Genomic DNA, 16,394 nt, shown 5'->3' on the forward strand with positions numbered 1-16,394 from the left:
TTACTGCCTGAAACAGGAAGAGGGGTTAGCCCTGGTGGAGGGGCTGTTCGTCAATGACCTTGCCGCCGAGAATCTTCTCGACCGCCCTCTGGCCAATAAGGACGGCTGACTCAAGGGCAGCGTCGTCGTCGCTAGGGGCGAAGTCCTCGGGGGCTTCTGCGCCTGGGGCCGGGGCCTGGGCTTCTTGCACCGCCCGCTGACCTGCCGCGATTTGGGCGGCGTGACGCTCCCGGAAGGACAGCTTGCCACCCCGGCCCTGGGCAGGGCCAGACTGGGTGCTGCTGGGCTGGGGAGCCGGTTCGGACGCGCTGGGCTCGCCTGCACTGGGCTCGCCTACGTTGGGGGCAGCCAGGGGCGCACCCGCCAGGGGAGCCGCCGCGAGAGGGGCTACAGGAGTGGGCCCGCCTTCCTGCTCCTGCCCGGGAGCGGGGCTGGGGCAGTTAGCCGGAGCGGGCTCAGGCTGGCCTGACGGGACGGAAGCAGGTGCAGGTGCAGGTGCGGGCTGGGCAGGCGCGACGGGCGCAGGCTGCCCGGGCGCGACGTCCGCCGGGCTGGGCTGATTCGGATGACTGGGCTGGCTCTCCTGGTTGGGCTGGCTAGCCTGGGCGGGCTGCTCGGGGCCAGTCTGGTCTGGACTGAGGTAGCCGACGCCAGCAACATATTCCGGCTCGTCGGCGGGGGCGTCATCGAAATAGCCGCCCTCATAGTCGGCGTACTCATGGGCCACCGGGGCCTCAGCCACCTGCCCAACCGGCTCGGGCGCACCCTGGGCAGGAGCAACCGGAACCGGAGCAACCGGCCCTGAACCAGGCTCAGGCTGAACGGAATCAGCCTGGGCCTGCTGGGCAGGAGCCTGCTGGCCTCCCTGTTCAGCAGGGCCTGCCGGGACGGACGCTTCTGCCGGGGCCTGCTGGGGCGCGGCAAGAGGGGCCGGGCCTACCGGAACCTGCTCCTGGCCCGGGCCCTGCACCGGCGGGGTGGGCGCGGGCGTTGCTTGCCCGGCTACCGCCTGGGCCTGGGCGTCCAGATCGGTGGCAGGAGCCTGGGTGGCCCCGGGGCCTGCGTCAGGATCCCCACTGGGGATGGGGGCAACAGACCAGGAGGTGACGGGGTTGTTCCAGTCGTCCTGGCTCCAGGCGGGGGGCTCGGGGGAGCGGGGCTGGCCGTGGGCTGCCCAGGCCTGGTCCCCACCGCGCGGCCCCTCTGCCACAGGGGCAGCCACCGGGGGCTGGTGGACGGGAGCGCTAACCGGGGCGCTCGCAGGTTGGGGGGACGCTGCCGGGCTCGTGGGGGCTACCTGAGCCTGCGGGGCTAAGGGGGCGCGGACGGCTGCTTGGGCCTGCCCGGCTGCGGCGGCTGTAAGCGGGGGCTGGCCTACAGGGGCTGCTTCGGCGGGAGCCGGAGCGTTACCCTGTGGGCCCTGGGGTTTTCCCAGGTCGGCTGGGCCTCCCTCACCGTGGGCTGGGCTCGATGGCTTAATTTCCCCGCGCAACTGAACCTGGAGGCCCAGCACCTGGTGGAGGGCCTGCTGAAGCAGGGGCAGGTGGCTCTTCACGTTTTTCAGTACGGCTAGTTCAGCCCGTAGGAAGAGGGCGCCACCTTCAAATTTTGACGGCTCGCAGAGGGCAAACTGGGCCCGGGCGTAGGGGGAGGGCAGCTGGGCAACCACATCAGCCCAGGAGTTACGCACCAGGTCAACGGTATTTTCACCGGGGACGCTCTGGGGGGCTTGCTGGGACGCCTGCAAGGGCGCGGACGGGGCCTGGGCTGGGGCCTGCTGGGGAGCTCTGCCTGCGAGGGGGGCAGAGGCTAGAGGGGCTACCGCTAGAGGAGCAGAAGCCAGGGGCGCAGAAGCCAGGGGGGCACCTGCCCCGGGGGCAGGGGCAGAATCAGCCGGGGTTGCCCGGGGGTGGGCTAGGGGGGCCTGGGGCACCTGGCCCTGACCGGCCCCGTCCGGCCCCGCGCCCACGGGGCTAGCATTCACGGGATTAGAGCCTGCAGGCCCAGTGCTCATGGCACCGGCACCTGCTGAACCAGCCCCAACCGGGGCGGACTGCTGGCCCGACACCGACTTACGTTCCAGGCGCTCTACACGGGTAGCCAACCCGGCTACCCCCTGCTCTCCGGTAGCCATAAGAATCCGGGCGCACAAAAGCTCAAGGTGCAACTGCGGGTTCATGGCCCCGCTCATTTCATTCAAGGCCGCATTGGTGATGTCCGCCGCCCGCGACAGCTCAGCAGACCCTAGCTGCCCAGCCTGGGCCCGCAGACGCTCCAACTGATCAGGTGCCAGGCCCCGCAAAATCGACCCGGCAGCGTCCGGAACAGCCTTGACCATAATCAAATCACGGAACCGCTCCAGCAAATCCTCCACAAACCGGCGGGGATCCTGGCCGGTCTGAATCACCTTATCAACCGCCCCAAACACCTCAGCAGCAGAGCCAGACGCAAAAGCGTCAATGACCTCGTCCAGAAGCTCACCGTGGGTAAAGCCCAGCAGGGCCACCGCCAGGTCATAGGAAATACCCTGTTCATCTGAGGCACCAGCCATAAGCTGGTCAAGAATCGACAAGGAATCGCGCACCGACCCGCCACCGGCACGCACCACCAGGGGCAAAACCCCGTCAGCCACGGCAACGCCCTCCTCCTGGCAGAGCTGCTGCAGGTAACCCCCCAGAATTTGCGGGGGCACCAGCCGGAAGGGGTAATGGTGGGTACGCGACCGAATAGTGCCCAGCACCTTGTTGGGCTCGGTGGTCGCAAAAATAAACTTAATATGGGCCGGGGGCTCCTCCACGATCTTGAGCAGGGCGTTGAAACCCTCGCGCGTGACCATGTGGGCCTCGTCGATAATAAAAATCTTGTAGCGGTCACGCACCGGCGCAAAGGTAGCGCGTTCCCGCAGGTCACGGGCATGGTCCACACCGCCGTGGCTGGCGGCGTCCATCTCAATCACATCGAGGGAACCGCCACCGTCGCGGGACAACTCCCTACAGGACTCACACTCCCCACAAGGATTCGGGGTAGGGCCCTGGGCACAGTTGAGGCAACGCGCCAAAATACGGGCCGAGGTGGTCTTGCCACACCCGCGCGGCCCCGAAAACAGGTAGGCGTGGTTCACCCGGTTCTTCTCCAGGGCCGTCATCAAAGGCTCAGTGACGTGCTCCTGCCCAATGACGTCAGCAAAAGACTCAGGACGGTAACGGCGGTACAGTGCAGTGCTCACAAGAAACCTTCGGTAGGACGGCAGGGCCACACGCAGGGGACCCGGAGGGCTGGTTAACAGTCTAGTGGGGGTGCCTGACGTTTTAAGCGTCCCCCGCTCTCAGCAGAAGCCCCGGCGGCGGCGTCGGGGCACATGTGCCGGAAAACTTCAAATGTTCCGGCAAAGCCCACACATATGATGGCCAGCGAAACATGTTCTGCTGGTGCCAGGGTCGGGCAGCTACCAGCGGGCATAAAAAGACCCCTCACGCACCCGTCAGAGCCCAGATACCCTTGCTGCCTTCCGGCCCTGGGGGAGTTTTCCAAGATGACGCCACGTAAGGGGCTCCAACAACTTTACCCCAAGCCGCCTTAAAAAACAAAGGTGCAATAGAGAGAGCTTTTCAAGGCCTCGGGGCCCTCCCCGGCACACCCGGGGGCAGGACGCCGCCGCCCGCCCGTCCGCACCAATTTGCAAGGACGCCGCAGATGGGGTATGCTCGTATCTGTTCGCTTTCGTGAAGCTACGAAAATTAGCTAAGCAACAGCCTGGAGGATTCGCCTAGCGGCCTATGGCGCACGCCTGGAACGCGTGTTGGGTTCACGCCCTCGGGGGTTCAAATCCCCCATCCTCCGCCGAAGCCGGTCTGATCGCCCACTTGTTCAGACCGGCTTTTTCTATGCCCAAACAGCAGGCACGGGATTAGGGATATTGGCAGAAAGTGTGCCCTGCCCCGGGCCAGTCGCCCACCACAGTGCGAGCATAACCGGCCTCAAGGAACACATACAGAGCACCTCTTGGCCCGCCCCAACCGGCGTAGAATAGAAGCCATGATTTTCAAAGGAGTCGGCGACACCCGCCCCTACCCCGACCACGGGCTCACCCAGCGCACCTGGGGATCAATCGCCCCCTCCCAGGTCCGCCTCGACCGCCTCATCACCACCCAGAAAAACCTCAACCTCGAAACCCTCCTGGCGGAAGACTCCACCTTCTACGGCGACCTCTTCCCCCACGTGGTGCGCTACCGGGGCGAACTCTACCTCGAAGACGGCGTCCACCGCGCCCTCCGCACGGCCCTACAGCGCCGCGCCGTCATGTACGCCCGCGTACTCGACCTCGACCAGCTCGCCCCCGCCCTCCTCGAAAACTAGGACGCCTCCACCAGGCGCACCTCGGGGGTGCCATCAAGACGCACCGGGCGGCCGTCCCCATCAAACCGGGCACCCAGGCCCAGCTGAATAAAACGAATCGTGTGCTCAATGTGGCGCTCGCGGGCCTCCTCGCTGTCGGCGTCCTCGGTGCGGTCAGCGGTTGACGAGAGGGAGCCATGGACGAGCTGGGCCAGCTCCTGAATGTCATTGTCAGGGAGGAAGCCGCGCTCAATGGCGCTTGAAAGAATGTTAGCCAGGACCATCTGAAGCTCCCGGACGTGCGCCCCCAACTTGGCGAAGGCGTCCGGCGACAGCACAGACCGCATAGCCGGGCCCGGCGGGAGGTGGCGGCGGGAGAGATCCTCAATTTGCAGGCGGACGTAGACGGCCAGCTGGTCGATGGGGTTGTCGGTACCGGCCAGGGCCTCCCTGAGCTCCTTGAGGAACCGCTCCGTCTCATCCAGGGCATAAGCAATCAGAAGTTCGCCCATGTCAGCAAAGTAATTGTAGACGGCGGTGCGGCCAACCCCGGCGTTTTTAGCAACGTGGGTCATGGTCAGGCCGGGCAAGCCGTGCTCATAGAGCAGGCGGCCAAAAGAATCGAGAATAGCGCGTTTAGTGTTCTCGCGCTGGGCGGCATTGGAGGCGGCTGAAATACGAGGCATACTGACACCCTACCGGCAAACGTCAGCAAAACCTATTTTTGGTGGCGAAACCCAGGGAACTGTCAGCAAAGCCATCTCAGCAACTACCCCGCCTGCGTCCTTTCCATGTAAGATTGATGGCGCCCAGGTGGCAGATGGGCAGATGAAATCAAAGAAACCTAGACCTAGGGACAACTGTGTCGTCAACCATCTCGCCCGAGAATCGGGCCACTGTGTCTGAAAGCGGCTACGCCCGCCCCACCCGCACCTACTACGACCTGCTCCTCGCAGCAACCTGCGTCGTCTTTATTCTCTCCAATATCGGGGCAACCAAGGGCGTCACCTTCGGCCCCATCATCACCGACGGCGGCTTCTTCCTCTTCCCGCTCGCCTACGTACTAGGCGACGTCATCAGCGAAATCTACGGCTTCAAACTAGCCCGACGGGCCATCCTCACCAGCTTCGTCGCCGCAGCCGCCGCAGCCGCCTCCTTCTGGATCCTCATCGCCCTACCCGCCGCAGACTTCTACGAGGGCCAGGCCGCCCTAGAAACCGTCCTGGGCCCTGTACCGCTCATTCTCATCGGCTCCCTGCTGGGCTTCCTCACCGGCCAGCTACTCAACTCCTGGGTACTCGTCAAGCTCAAAGAAAAGACCGGTGGCCGCCACCTCTGGGGCCGCCTCATCGGCTCAACCCTCGTCGGCGAACTCGCAGACACCCTCATCTTCTGCGCCATCGCCGCCCCCATTATTGGAATTACAAACTTCAGCGACTTCCTCAACTACGCCATCGTCGGCTACCTCTACAAGTGCGCCGTCGAACTCCTCCTGCTGCCCATCACCTACCCCGTCATCGGCTGGTTCAAGCGCAAGGAACCCACCTATAGCCCGGCCAGTGAGGGCTAGTGTCTATCAGACTCGCGCAGTGCCCACCTGCGTCGTAAGCATTGGGAGAGTCTCGTAGACAGTCAAGGGGCGGGCGTCGCAACCGCCGACGTCCGCCCGTCCGGCAGGGGCCCACCGACGTCCGCCCGCGCACGGGCAACCAAGGAGCCTGCACCCCTCCCCAAGCCGGTGAGCTGAATCTCACCCCATAATGGTGAGCACGAAGCCCGCACGCAGCTGCGGCAAACCGGTAAACTTTCGGTTCATTGTCACCACACACTCCTGAACAGAAGGGGAGGGGAAAACTTGGCTCAAACCAACACCACACCGTCCGAGCAAGGCAACCTCAGCCGCCAACTCTCGCACGGCCAACTCACCATGATCGCCCTCGGCCTAGCCGTCGGCACCGGCCTCTTTCTAGGCTCCGGCCCCGCCATCGCCATCGCAGGCCCTGCCGTCATCATCTCCTACGCTATTGGCTCCCTCATCGCCGCTATCATCGGTGCCTGCGCCGGCGAAATGGCCGTCCGCTACCCCGTCCGTGGCGGCTTCGGCACCATCGCCGGAAAATTCATCAGCCCCTACGCCGGCTACCTCACCCGCTGGGCCTACTGGATGACCACCGTCACCCTGGCAGGTGCAGAAGTTGTTGCCGTCGGCGCCTACATGGCCTACTGGTACCCCAACGTCCCCCTCTGGATCTGGGTTTTGATCGCAGGCGTCTCCATCCTCGTTCTCAACCTCACCAGCGTTAAATCCTTCGGTATCGTCGAGTTCTTCCTCTCCTCTATCAAGGTCAGCGCCGTCGTCCTCTTCATCATCTTCGGCCTCGCCCTGGTCTTCTTCGGCCTGCCCGGCCAGGAGGCCACCGGCGTCTCCAACCTCACCGCCCACGGCGGCTTCCTGCCCAATGGCGTCTCCTCCATCTGGATCGCCCTGGCTGTTGTCATGTTCTCCTTCGGCGGTATCGAGCTGATCTCCATCTCAGCTGCAGAAGCCAAGGACCCGGTGCGCTCCGTCCGCTCCTCCGCCAAGGCCATGATGTGGCGCCTGGCCACCTTCTATGTGCTCTCCCTCTTCATCGTGGTCGCCATCATCCCCTGGACCACCGCCAGCACCCTAGGTAAGGAAATCGAAGGTTCCCCCTTCGTCATGGTCTTCACCGAACTGGGCATTCCCTACATCGGCGGAATCACCAACTTCATCCTGATGTCAGCGGCCCTTTCCGGCGCTAACGCCGCCCTCTACGCAGCCACCCGCCTGCTCCACGCCCTCGGCCACGAGCGCATGGCCCCCAAGATTCTCGCCCGTACCAGCGGTTCCGGTATTCCCACCCTGGCCCTGGCGGTCTCCTCCCTGGGTGCCGTCGTCGCTATGATCATGGCTATCTCGGGTGTCGGCGGAATCTTCGGCTACATGATGGCCCTGGTCACCGTCTGCGTGCTGGTGGTCTGGTCCATGATTTTGATCTCCTACATGGCCTACAAGAAGGCCGAAGGGGACGCCTCCCCCTTCCGCGTCTTTGGCGGCTCAGCCACCGCTGCTGTCGGCCTGGCAGGTGTTATTGCAACCTTCATCGCCATGTTCTTCGCCGGTGGATCCATGATCCCTTCCGTCCTAGTCGGCCTGGGCTTCTTCGCCCTGATTACCGTCGTCTACTTCGCCGGAGTGAACAAGAACGTCCAGGCCTCAGATGATGCTTTCGACGAGGTCCGTGCCGTCACCTCACAGATTCCCTCTGTAGAAAAACGCTAACCGGCCTCCCGCAGGCGGCACCTGCCTGCCGGTCACATTCCGGACGAGTCCGTCTCACCTACCAGCCCCAGGGCAGGGAGGTGGGGCAGGCTCGTCCTATTATTTAAAGCACAACACATCACTAACAGTTAGGTTCACCGTGGCTACCAGCAGAACCCAGGGGGCCCACCAGCTCCAACGCTCCCTCACCCACAGCCAAATGACCATGATCGTGCTCGGCTCAGCCCTGGGCACCGGCCTCTTCCTCGGATCCTCCGGCGCCATCGCCCTGGCGGGCCCCGCCGTGATTCTGGCCTACGCCATTGGCTCCCTGGTGGCTGCCATTATTGCCGCCTCCACCGGCGAAATGGCCGTGCGCTACCCGGTACGCGGCGGCTTCGGCTCCATTGCAGGCCGCTACCTGGGCCCCTACGCCGGCTACCTGACCCGCTGGGCCTACTGGACCGTCACCGCCATCATCACCGGCATTGAGCTGGTCGCGGTTGCCACCTATCTGCAGTACTGGTGGCCCTCCCTGCCCCTCTGGGTGGGAATCGTCCTCTTCGGCATAGTGATTATTCTGCTGAATATCCGCTCCGTTAAATACTTCGGCACCATGGAGTTCTTCCTGTCCTCCATTAAGGTCATTGCCCTGCTCCTCTTCGTCGTCGTTGGCCTGGCCCTGGTCTTTGTGGGCTTCCCCGGCCACCCGGCCACCGGCGTCGCCAACCTCACCAACGACGGCGGGTTCATGCCCACCGGCTTCCACGGGGTCTGGCTCTCCCTGGCTGTTGTCATGTTCTCCTTCGGCGGTATCGAAATGCTCTCCATTTCAGCAGCCGAAGCCAAGGACCCGGTGCGCTCAGTACGCGCCTCCACCAAGGCCAACATGTGGCGCCTGGCAACCATCTACGTGGTGGCCCTCTTCATCGTGGTGTCGATTATTCCCTGGCAGTCAGCCGCCCAGCTGGACGGCTCCGTTGAAGCCTCCCCCTTCGTCCTGGTTTTCTCAGAAATCGGGGTGCCTGCCATTGCGGGAATCACCAACTTCATTATTCTGGTTGCTGCCCTCTCGGCGGCCAACGCCAACCTCTACGCGGGCACCCGCCTACTGCACTCCCTAGCCAGCGAAAAGATGGCCCCTAAGCCGCTCTCTCTCGTCAGCAGCGGCGGTATTCCGGTGCGGGCCATGTGGGCCTCAACCTCGGGCGTCCTGCTGGCGATTCTGCTGGCGGTCTTCCAGCCCGGCCAGGCCTTTGGGCTCATGATGACCCTGACCATGGTCTGCGCCCTGACCGTCTGGGTGCTGATTCTGCTGGCCTACATCGCCTTCAAGGGGGTTGAGGGTGATTCCTCAGCTTTCCGCATGTGGGGCGGACGGGCCACCGCCGGGCTGGGCGTGCTGATCCTGCTGGCCATTTGGGCGGCCCTCTTTGCCCGAACCGGCAACGCTGTACCTGCCGCCATGGGTATTGCCTACTTCTTTATTCTGACCATGATCTACTTTGGGGTGGTCAAGCGGGTTCACACCGGGCACGAGGAGGCCTTTGCTGAGGCTGATGCGGCGGTGGCTGCTGGCCACGCCGCTGAAAAATAGGCCAGTGTGTTGAAATTGAGAATCATTATCATGTAGACTGTGGAGTGAACTAAGTTTTATCTCTGCGTTCAATGTCTGTGTGTAAAAGGGAACCCCGCCGCTGAAGAAGATTCACGGCGGGGTTCCCTGTATCTAGGGGCAGCAGGGCGGCCCCAGGGGGTAAAGTAGCAGACATGCAGACCACCACAATCCATACCCTCCAGATTCCCCTACGCTGGGGCGACATGGACGCCTACGGGCACGTCAATAACGTGACCATCATGCAGATCCTCGAAGAAGCCCGTGTTGCCCTCTTCGGGCCGCCGCCCTCGTCCGGCGAACCTGCCCCGGTAGATGTCCCCCTGCCCCTCTTCGCTAGCCTGCCAGCATGCACCCAGGCCCTGGTTGCTGAAAACTACGTCAAATACCGCAGCCTCCTGGCCTACCGTGGGGTGCCGGTGCGGGTAGATATGCAGGTCACCAAAGTCACGGCTGCCTCGCTGGTGGTTGCCTACGAACTGTTCGACCCGGTGACCGGCGTCCACTGCGTCTCAGCTACCACCACCCTGGCCTTCTTCAACGTCGAGACAGGCACCCTGGTGCGCCTGAGCGCCGAACAGCGGGAGCAGCTGGCGGCCTAGCCTGTAGACGCCCAAAAAAAGTGCGCGTGCCCTCTATGTTTGGCAGGGCACGCGCACTTTGTATATGGCGCTGAGGCTTTTAGGCTGTGAGCAGGCGGTTGAGCTTATTGAAAGAGGACTTCCAGCCTGCTACCGACATCTCGTGCATGGCAGGGTCCATGGGGCCCTGGGTGATGGTGACGCGGGTGGTGGACTCATCAATCTTCTCGAAAGAGGTACGGTTGAGGAAGTAAGAACCAGCCTCCATGCCGTGGGCTTCAGCCAGTTCCTCACCGATAGCCCCATAGCCCTCAATCAGCTCACCGGGCACCAGCTTGTGGAAGGTGCCGTTGACGGGGGAGGTGAACTCGGGATTCTCTTCGCTGACCATGACGAACTTCTGGGCACCGCCCTCGCGCACGTCAATCTCAACGGTATCCAGCGGCACGGTGAAGCCTTCGGGGCCAAACCACTGGGGCATAAGCTCCGCAGACGTAAAAGCCTCGTACAGGGCCTCGGGGGTAGCCTCAAAGTCGTGGGTAAAGGTCAGGACCTCTTCAGGGGCAAGAGCGCCAAAATCAAAGTTCATGGTGTTTTCCTTGGGTGAGAGTGATGGTGAGTTCTGAAAGCGATTTACCTATTCTAATAGGTCTATCTCTCGGAGGTTCAGACAGAGGTGTCTGCTCTTGCACAAAAAATTTTTGACGAAACACTTGCACCCACCTAACCCCAGGGGTTACATTTATTACAGATGGAGGTAAGACTATGAGTGCTCAGACAGCAACTCGCCTAAACCCAAACGAATTAACTGCCCATGAGGTGCAGACACTTGAAAGCCTCGCTGCCGAATATTCAGCCAGCCCCGCGCTTCACATTCTTGTAAACATGATTCTCGCCGCGAAGGAAAGCGGTGAACCTCTTGAAATCTTTTCCCACGACAAAGAACTATCACCTAACCAGGCTGCTCAGCTCATCGGTATGAGCCGTCCTTTCCTGCTCCGTTTCATTCGTAACGGGGAACTGAAAAGCCATACTGTAGGAACTCATCAGCGCATCAAACTCCCCGACCTTCTAGATTTTCAAGAGCGTCGAGTGCGAGCCAAAGCAGGTCATGAAGAGGCTGTGAAGGCTCCTGTTGCTGAGTCTGTACTAGATCTTTCCAACAGTGAACTTGAAGAGCTCCGTCTAGGTTTCCAAGTTGGCGAGGAGTAAATCTATAACTCGCTGAGCGATGGGTTCCTTCAGTTCACACTCCTGACAGATGGGGAGAGCGCCGCTTTCCCCATCTCTCGTTGGTACAAAAAATACTCCGCAAAGGGATTGAACCGCTTTCCCCATGACGATGCTTTCTGTCAATTTCACCTTACTTGTGTAGTGGGCAACTACCTGTTGGGTTGGCTCAATATCTGACAGGCGGATTTTACTGCTCTGATTGTTAGTGAGTAGCTGAGCTAGATGGGAGTAGCTAACAAAAAGTTCGAAGACTAAACTGTCCGGGTCTCCCTGCGCATAAACCGACTCTACAAGACGTGTATCTGGTTGCAGCGGGTTCACCCAGTATCTGCGAATATCTTGCAGCGCTTTTTGATTCGATACTTTTACGCGGAGTGAAATAGAGGTATCGCAATAGGTTTGATGCGCTGTGTCGAGCGAAATGTCAGGGTCATTTGCGGGCGAGATGTTAAGCGAGATGCTTGCCTTGTCTCCTCGGACAGTGACGATATCGGTGACTGTGGAGCCCGGGGCCTTGACTGCCTGGTCAAGAACTGAAAGAAAAGCCCTTAAGGATTCTTGCCGTTCCGCTGCTAGTTTCTTTCGCTTCTCGTCCATAGCATGAATAACCAGGTCAAGCTTTTGCGGAAGGGCAGAACCCTTGCTCTTCTTCAAAAATTCTTGTGTTTCTGAATGAAAATGGTCGTGGGTAGCTGCATAGATAAGCCAGGGGACCGGCGCAATAAAGATGACGGCCCCGCGCCAAGCAGCCCCACCCCGGTCGCGAACCTCATACACAGTCTTGCCCTCGATAGAGGAGCCTCGATGTTTATCTGGCCTGAGTTCATGCGAGAAGAAAGAGTCTGCATCGCTGAGAAGAGGGTGGCTGCGGTGCAGAAAAGAAATACTTTCGAGTAACTCTGCAAAGGTGGACGAATCAGCTGTTTCCAGCTTCCTGACCCTGTCGTACATGACAGGGTCAGCAAAACTATCGCGAGGAAGCCGTCTTAGAGTTTTGAGAGTAGGTCGAGTGATGCGCATAACATCATTCTAGGTGTTTGTGTGCGATTAAAGTGGCAGTTTATGCCTTCTTGAGCAGCTCAGCCAGCTTGCCGAAGGAACCCTGCCAGGAGGCCAGGGTTTGCTCGTGCACACCGGCAGGTAGGGGGCCCTGGGTGAGCTTAAGGATAGTACCCTCGCCGACGCCGTCCTCGGTCACCGCAGTGCCCGGCTCCAACTCAAGACGCAGGCCAATCAGGGTATCTGACGGCTGGCCCGACGGGGTGGGCAGGGCCTCCCGGTACTCGATAGTGTGGGGCTCAGCCAGGGTCACAAACCGCATATACATGGGGGCCTGGAACTTAGCCTGATCCTTGTGGCGCATCACGAACTGCTTGCGGCCACCAATCACCGGCTCCAGGGTCAGGGTGTTGGGAATAATCTTCCAATCGGCAGGGCCAAACCACTTGATAAAGAGAGTGGGGTTGGTAAAGGCCTCAAAAACCTGCTGAGGGGTCGCCGCGAACTCGTGGCGGTAGGTAATGGTTTCCTCGGGCTTGAGGTCATCAATCTTAAAGTCGTTCATGCTCTACTTCTCGTCGCTGGTGGTCTTGGTGGTGTCGGCCTGGCCGGTTTCAGGCTGGTTGCTCGCAGCCTGCGCGGACGCCTCCGCCCCGGCGTCCTGCCCCTGGGCAGGGGAGGGGGTGACGGCGTCCTGCCCTTGGGCTGCCTGCTGGGCTGCCTGCTCAGCTGCCCGGCGGACTTCGGCCTCAGCCTTTGCCTTCATGTTGGCCTCCCAGCGGGCCTGGGCAGCAGCTGCCCGCTCGGCGTCCTTGGCGGCCTTACGGGCGGCAGCTTCTTCCTGGGCCTTTTGCTGGGCAACCTTCTTGGCGTAGTACTTACCCAAGAACTCATCGCGGTAGTCGAAATATTCCCCGGAGTCGATCGCCGCGCGGGCGTCGTCCACCATCTTCACAATAAAACGCTCATTGTGAATCGAAGCCAGGGTCGCTGAGAGGCGCTCGTCTGCCTTGAAAAGATGGTGCAGGTAGGCGCGGGTGTAGTGGGTGCAGGTGTAGCAGTCGCAGCCCTCGAAGATGGGGGAGAAGTCGGTACGGTAGCGGGCGTTGGTCAGGTTGAAGCGGCCATCGGGGGTGTAAACGGCCGCGTTGCGGGCCACGCGGGTGGGGGAGACACAGTCGAAGGTATCGACGCCGTTTTCAATGCCGGTGAAGATGTCATCGGGCTCCGAAATGCCCAGCAGGTGGCGAGGCTTGTTCTCGGGCAGCTCCTCGTTGCACCAGCGCACGATAGTGCCCAGGTTTTCCTTTTCGAGCGCCCCGCCCAGGCCGAAGCCGTCAAAGGGCATAGCGCCCAGGTCGCGGCAGGCCTTGCGGCGCAGGTCCTCATACTGGGCCCCCTGAATCACACCAAAAAGGGCCTGGTAGGGCTTGCCCACCCGTTCAGCGGTCAGACGCTGGTGCTCAGCAATACAGCGCAGGGCCCATAGACGGGTGCGCTCTAGTGCCTCCTCCTGGTAGGCGCGGGAGTTGTAGAGGGTAGTGAGCTCATCGAAGGCAAACATGATGTCAGCGCCAATCTGGTGCTGCACCTGCATGGATACCTCGGGGGTGAAACGGTGAATATCGCCGTTGATGTGGGACTTAAAGTTGACCCCGTCATCGTCTACGTGGGCCATGCGTTCCTTGCCCGCCGCCACGTCGTCGTCGCCGATGGGGCGGCCGTCCGCGCCGGTAGCCCCGGCCACGGTGCCCATATCAATCACCTTTTTGAAACCCGAGCCCAGGCTCATGACCTGGAAGCCCCCGGAGTCGGTGAAGGTGGGGCCGTCCCAGTTCATGAACTTACCCAGGCCGCCTGCGGCGTCGAGGACGTCCGGCCCCGGCTGCAGGTAGAGGTGGTAGGCGTTGGCCAGCAGGGCCTGGGCGCCCAGGTCTTTCATAGCTTCGGGTAGTACGGCCTTGACGGTTGCCTTGGTGCCCACCGGGGTGAAGGCGGGGGTGGCAATGTCGCCGTGGGGGGTGTGAATGACGCCGGTGCGACCCTGGAAGGCCCCGCCGTTGGCGTCCACCTGCTTGCCAGTGGGTTGGGCAGTATCGGTCAGACGCTTGCCCAGTTCAAAAGAAAAAGTGGGATCAGAAAATTCGGTATTGAGCACGGGAACAAGTCTACCGGGTGAGTGGGGAGGGGTTAGAGCCTGCCGGTAAGTCGGCCGTGCAGCTCGCCGGAGACAGCGCCTAAGCCTACAATCTCCACCTGCTTGCCCAGCTTCTCGTATTTAGTGGTAATGGCATCGAGGGCTGATACGGTCGACGCGTCCCACAGATGGGCACCGGATAGGTCGATACGAACCTTCCCCGGGTCAGCTGAATAGTCAAAGAGGGTGTAGAGGTCGTTAGACGAGGCAAAGAAGAGCTGGCCCGATACGGTGTACACAGCTACCTGCCCCTCTGCGCCTTCAAGAGAGCGCTCTACCGTCACGAAGCGGGCAACCCGGCGGGCGAAGAAGGCGCAGGCTGCCAGAATACCTGCCCCCACGCCCAGGGCCAGGTTGTGGGTGAGCAGGGTCAGGGCCACGGTAATCACCATGACCAGGGTTTCAGCCTTGGGCAGGGCACGTAGGGTTGCCGGTTGCACCGAGTGCCAGTCAAAGGTCGTCAGGGCAACATAGACCATGATTGCAACCAGGGCGGCCATAGGAATCATAGCCACAATATCCCCCAGAACTAGCGAGAGCACCAGAATAAAGAAGCCAGAGAAGAAGGTTGATATGCGGGTTCGGGCCCGAGCCCCATTGACGTTAATCATGGTTTGCCCAATCATGGCGCAACCGCCCATACCCCCGAAGAAGCCGGTGGCCAGGTTAGCTACACCCAGGCCCCAGGATTCGCGGGTTTTGTTGGAGTGGGTATCGGTGATGTCGTCTACGAGCTTGGCCGTCATCAGGGACTCCACCAGCCCCACAAAGGTGATGCCCAGGGCGTAGGGGGTGATGATGGCGAGGGTCTCGCCTGTCAGGGGAACCTGGGGGAAGATCAGGGACGGTAAGGACGAGGGCAGCTGGCCGTAATCGCCAACGGTGGGTACCTGAGCCCCGGCTGCTAGGGCAAAACCGGTGAGCAGGACGATAACAATCAGCGGGGCGGGGATATTCTGCGAGAGCCGGGGCAGCCCGAAGACCAGGAGCAGGCCCACTGCCACCATGGGGTAGACCAGCCAGGGCACCCCGATGAGCTGGGGCAGCTGGGATGAGAAAATCAGGATGGCGAGGGCGTTGACGAAGCCCACCATGACCTGGCGCGGGATAAACCGCATGAGCTTAGCGACGCCGATGGCAGCGAAGACGATTTGTAAAAGACCTGCCAGAAGAACCGTGGCGATCAGGTAGTCCATGCCGTGGCTGGCGACCAGGGGCGCTATGACGATCGCTGTTGAACCTGCCGCGCCGGAAATCATGGCGGGACGGCCGCCGGTGAAGGCAATAACCATAGCCAGCACCACCGAAGTGAAGAGCCCCACCTGGGGGTCAACGCCCGCCACCACGGCAAAGGCGAGGGCCTCGGGGATCAGGGCCAGGGAGGTTACGAGACCGGCGAGTACCTCAATGAAGAGCAGTTTGGGTGAGCGCAGGGTACGGAGCACCGATTGGCGCTCTTGGGGGCTGGGCGGTGCGGTCTGGTGGGCTGTGGGTGAGGACGCGGTCATTCGGCTTCTTCTGTCGCGGCGGCTAGGTGCCTGACACACTTTACCCGCCTCGCTGCGTCCTGTCTTTGGCGGGCCGGGTTAGCTCTATCTCTCAGTGCTGAGAGTCGGCAAAAGCTTCATAGGTAAGCGGGAAGAACTTACCTATGAAGCTTTTGGCGACATGCGGTGCGAGTGTGGGGTGCGAGCTTAGTCGTCGGAGACGGTGACGGTCACGGGGATGTTGCCGCGGGTGGCATTGGAGTAGGGGCAGACCTGGTGGGCTGCGTCGGCCAGTGCCTGGGCCTCGTCCTGGGGTAGCTCGGGGATAACGACCTCAAGCTCAACAGCCAGACCAAAGCCCTCGCCCTGCTTGCCGATGGAGACCTTAGCGCCAACGGAGGAGCCCTCAATGTTCTTCTTCTGCATGCGGGCAACCATCTGCAGGGCAGAGTGGAAGCAGGCTGCGTAGCCGGAGGCAAAGAGCTGTTCGGGGTTCAGGCCCTTGCCGGAGCCGCCCATCTCAACGGGAATGGCGAGATCGGCGTCAAAAGCGCCGTCAACGGTGCGGACGTGGCCGTTGCGGCCTTCGCCGGTGGCCAGGGCTTCGGTGGTGTAGAGGGGTTCCATGGGGTTTCCTTTCGGTTCTGTCTCTAAAAATAAGATT

At 61.6% G+C, this 16,394-nt stretch carries 13 protein-coding genes, 1 tRNA gene, 1 other RNA gene and 1 pseudogene; 7 read left to right on the forward strand and 9 right to left on the reverse strand.

The genetic code is table 11. The features are described 5' to 3' along the window. Positions 1 to 25: 25 nt before the first annotated feature. Complete coding sequence (locus L7A15_RS07095; RefSeq protein ID WP_237208927.1) at positions 26 to 3,226, reverse strand: DNA polymerase III subunit gamma and tau; 3,201 nt, start codon at positions 3,224 to 3,226, stop codon at positions 26 to 28. A 232-nt stretch (positions 3,227 to 3,458) separates the two neighbouring features. Continuing rightward, positions 3,459 to 3,555, reverse strand: an RNA gene (gene ffs, locus L7A15_RS07100) — signal recognition particle sRNA small type. A 200-nt stretch (positions 3,556 to 3,755) separates the two neighbouring features. Here ffs and L7A15_RS07105 point away from each other — a divergent pair. Beyond that, a tRNA-Ser gene (locus L7A15_RS07105) sits at positions 3,756 to 3,840 on the forward strand. Positions 3,841 to 4,035: 195 nt separating this feature from the next. Continuing rightward, a complete protein-coding gene (locus tag L7A15_RS07110) occupies positions 4,036 to 4,356 on the forward strand; it encodes a type II toxin-antitoxin system VapB family antitoxin (protein WP_237188541.1) in 321 nt (106 codons plus the stop codon). Here L7A15_RS07110 and L7A15_RS07115 read toward each other — a convergent pair. Beyond that, positions 4,353 to 5,021, reverse strand: coding sequence for a TetR/AcrR family transcriptional regulator (locus L7A15_RS07115; RefSeq protein ID WP_237188539.1), 669 nt, complete (start codon positions 5,019 to 5,021; stop codon positions 4,353 to 4,355). The genes L7A15_RS07110 and L7A15_RS07115 overlap by 4 nt on opposite strands. Positions 5,022 to 5,197: 176 nt before the next feature. Here L7A15_RS07115 and L7A15_RS07120 point away from each other — a divergent pair, with 176 nt between their 5' ends. The 4 genes from L7A15_RS07120 to L7A15_RS07135 all read left to right on the forward strand — a co-directional run bounded on the left by L7A15_RS07120 (position 5,198) and on the right by L7A15_RS07135 (position 9,835). Beyond that, entirely contained in the window at positions 5,198 to 5,905 is a 708-nt protein-coding gene (locus L7A15_RS07120) for a queuosine precursor transporter (RefSeq protein ID WP_423817294.1), read from the forward strand. A gap of 285 nt (positions 5,906 to 6,190) precedes the next feature. Next, complete coding sequence (locus L7A15_RS07125; protein ID WP_237208928.1) at positions 6,191 to 7,639, forward strand: amino acid permease; 1,449 nt, start codon at positions 6,191 to 6,193, stop codon at positions 7,637 to 7,639. 199 nt (positions 7,640 to 7,838) lie between these two features. Continuing rightward, the gene (locus L7A15_RS07130; RefSeq protein ID WP_423817295.1) at positions 7,839 to 9,215 is read left to right on the forward strand and encodes an amino acid permease; all 1,377 of its coding nucleotides are present in this window, start codon (positions 7,839 to 7,841) and stop codon (positions 9,213 to 9,215) included. A gap of 173 nt (positions 9,216 to 9,388) precedes the next feature. Next, entirely contained in the window at positions 9,389 to 9,835 is a 447-nt protein-coding gene (locus tag L7A15_RS07135; RefSeq protein WP_237208930.1) for an acyl-CoA thioesterase, read from the forward strand. 79 nt (positions 9,836 to 9,914) lie between these two features. Here L7A15_RS07135 and L7A15_RS07140 read toward each other — a convergent pair whose 3' ends face one another. Continuing rightward, entirely contained in the window at positions 9,915 to 10,403 is a 489-nt protein-coding gene (locus tag L7A15_RS07140) for an SRPBCC family protein (RefSeq protein WP_237208931.1), read from the reverse strand. A 176-nt stretch (positions 10,404 to 10,579) separates the two neighbouring features. Between L7A15_RS07140 and L7A15_RS07145 the strand changes: the two genes are divergently transcribed. Further along, the gene (locus L7A15_RS07145; protein WP_237208932.1) at positions 10,580 to 11,026 is read left to right on the forward strand and encodes a helix-turn-helix domain-containing protein; all 447 of its coding nucleotides are present in this window, start codon (positions 10,580 to 10,582) and stop codon (positions 11,024 to 11,026) included. Here the strand turns inward: L7A15_RS07145 and L7A15_RS07150 are convergent. The 5 genes and pseudogenes from L7A15_RS07150 to L7A15_RS07170 form a co-directional block, all read right to left on the reverse strand. Next, on the reverse strand, positions 11,000 to 12,067 hold the full coding sequence (locus tag L7A15_RS07150; RefSeq protein ID WP_237208933.1) for a DUF3039 domain-containing protein: 1,068 nt from the start codon (positions 12,065 to 12,067) through the stop codon (positions 11,000 to 11,002). The two genes, L7A15_RS07145 and L7A15_RS07150, sit on opposite strands and share 27 nt — an antisense overlap. A gap of 40 nt (positions 12,068 to 12,107) precedes the next feature. Next, positions 12,108 to 12,611, reverse strand: coding sequence for an SRPBCC family protein (locus tag L7A15_RS07155; protein WP_237208934.1), 504 nt, complete (start codon positions 12,609 to 12,611; stop codon positions 12,108 to 12,110). Between the two features lie 297 nt (positions 12,612 to 12,908). Then, a pseudogene (gene tgt, locus L7A15_RS07160) lies at positions 12,909 to 14,204 on the reverse strand (tRNA guanosine(34) transglycosylase Tgt); the annotation flags it as partial. A 32-nt stretch (positions 14,205 to 14,236) separates the two neighbouring features. Next, the gene (locus L7A15_RS07165; RefSeq protein ID WP_237208935.1) at positions 14,237 to 15,751 is read right to left on the reverse strand and encodes a SulP family inorganic anion transporter; all 1,515 of its coding nucleotides are present in this window, start codon (positions 15,749 to 15,751) and stop codon (positions 14,237 to 14,239) included. 186 nt (positions 15,752 to 15,937) lie between these two features. Continuing rightward, positions 15,938 to 16,357 (reverse strand): organic hydroperoxide resistance protein, encoded by a 420-nt coding sequence (locus L7A15_RS07170; RefSeq protein WP_237186960.1) that lies wholly within the window; start codon positions 16,355 to 16,357, stop codon positions 15,938 to 15,940. Positions 16,358 to 16,394 lie beyond the last annotated feature (37 nt).

This window comes from Rothia nasimurium (assembly GCF_928391935.1).
In the GTDB taxonomy this organism is placed as follows: Bacteria; Actinomycetota; Actinomycetes; order Actinomycetales; family Micrococcaceae; genus Rothia; species Rothia nasimurium_D.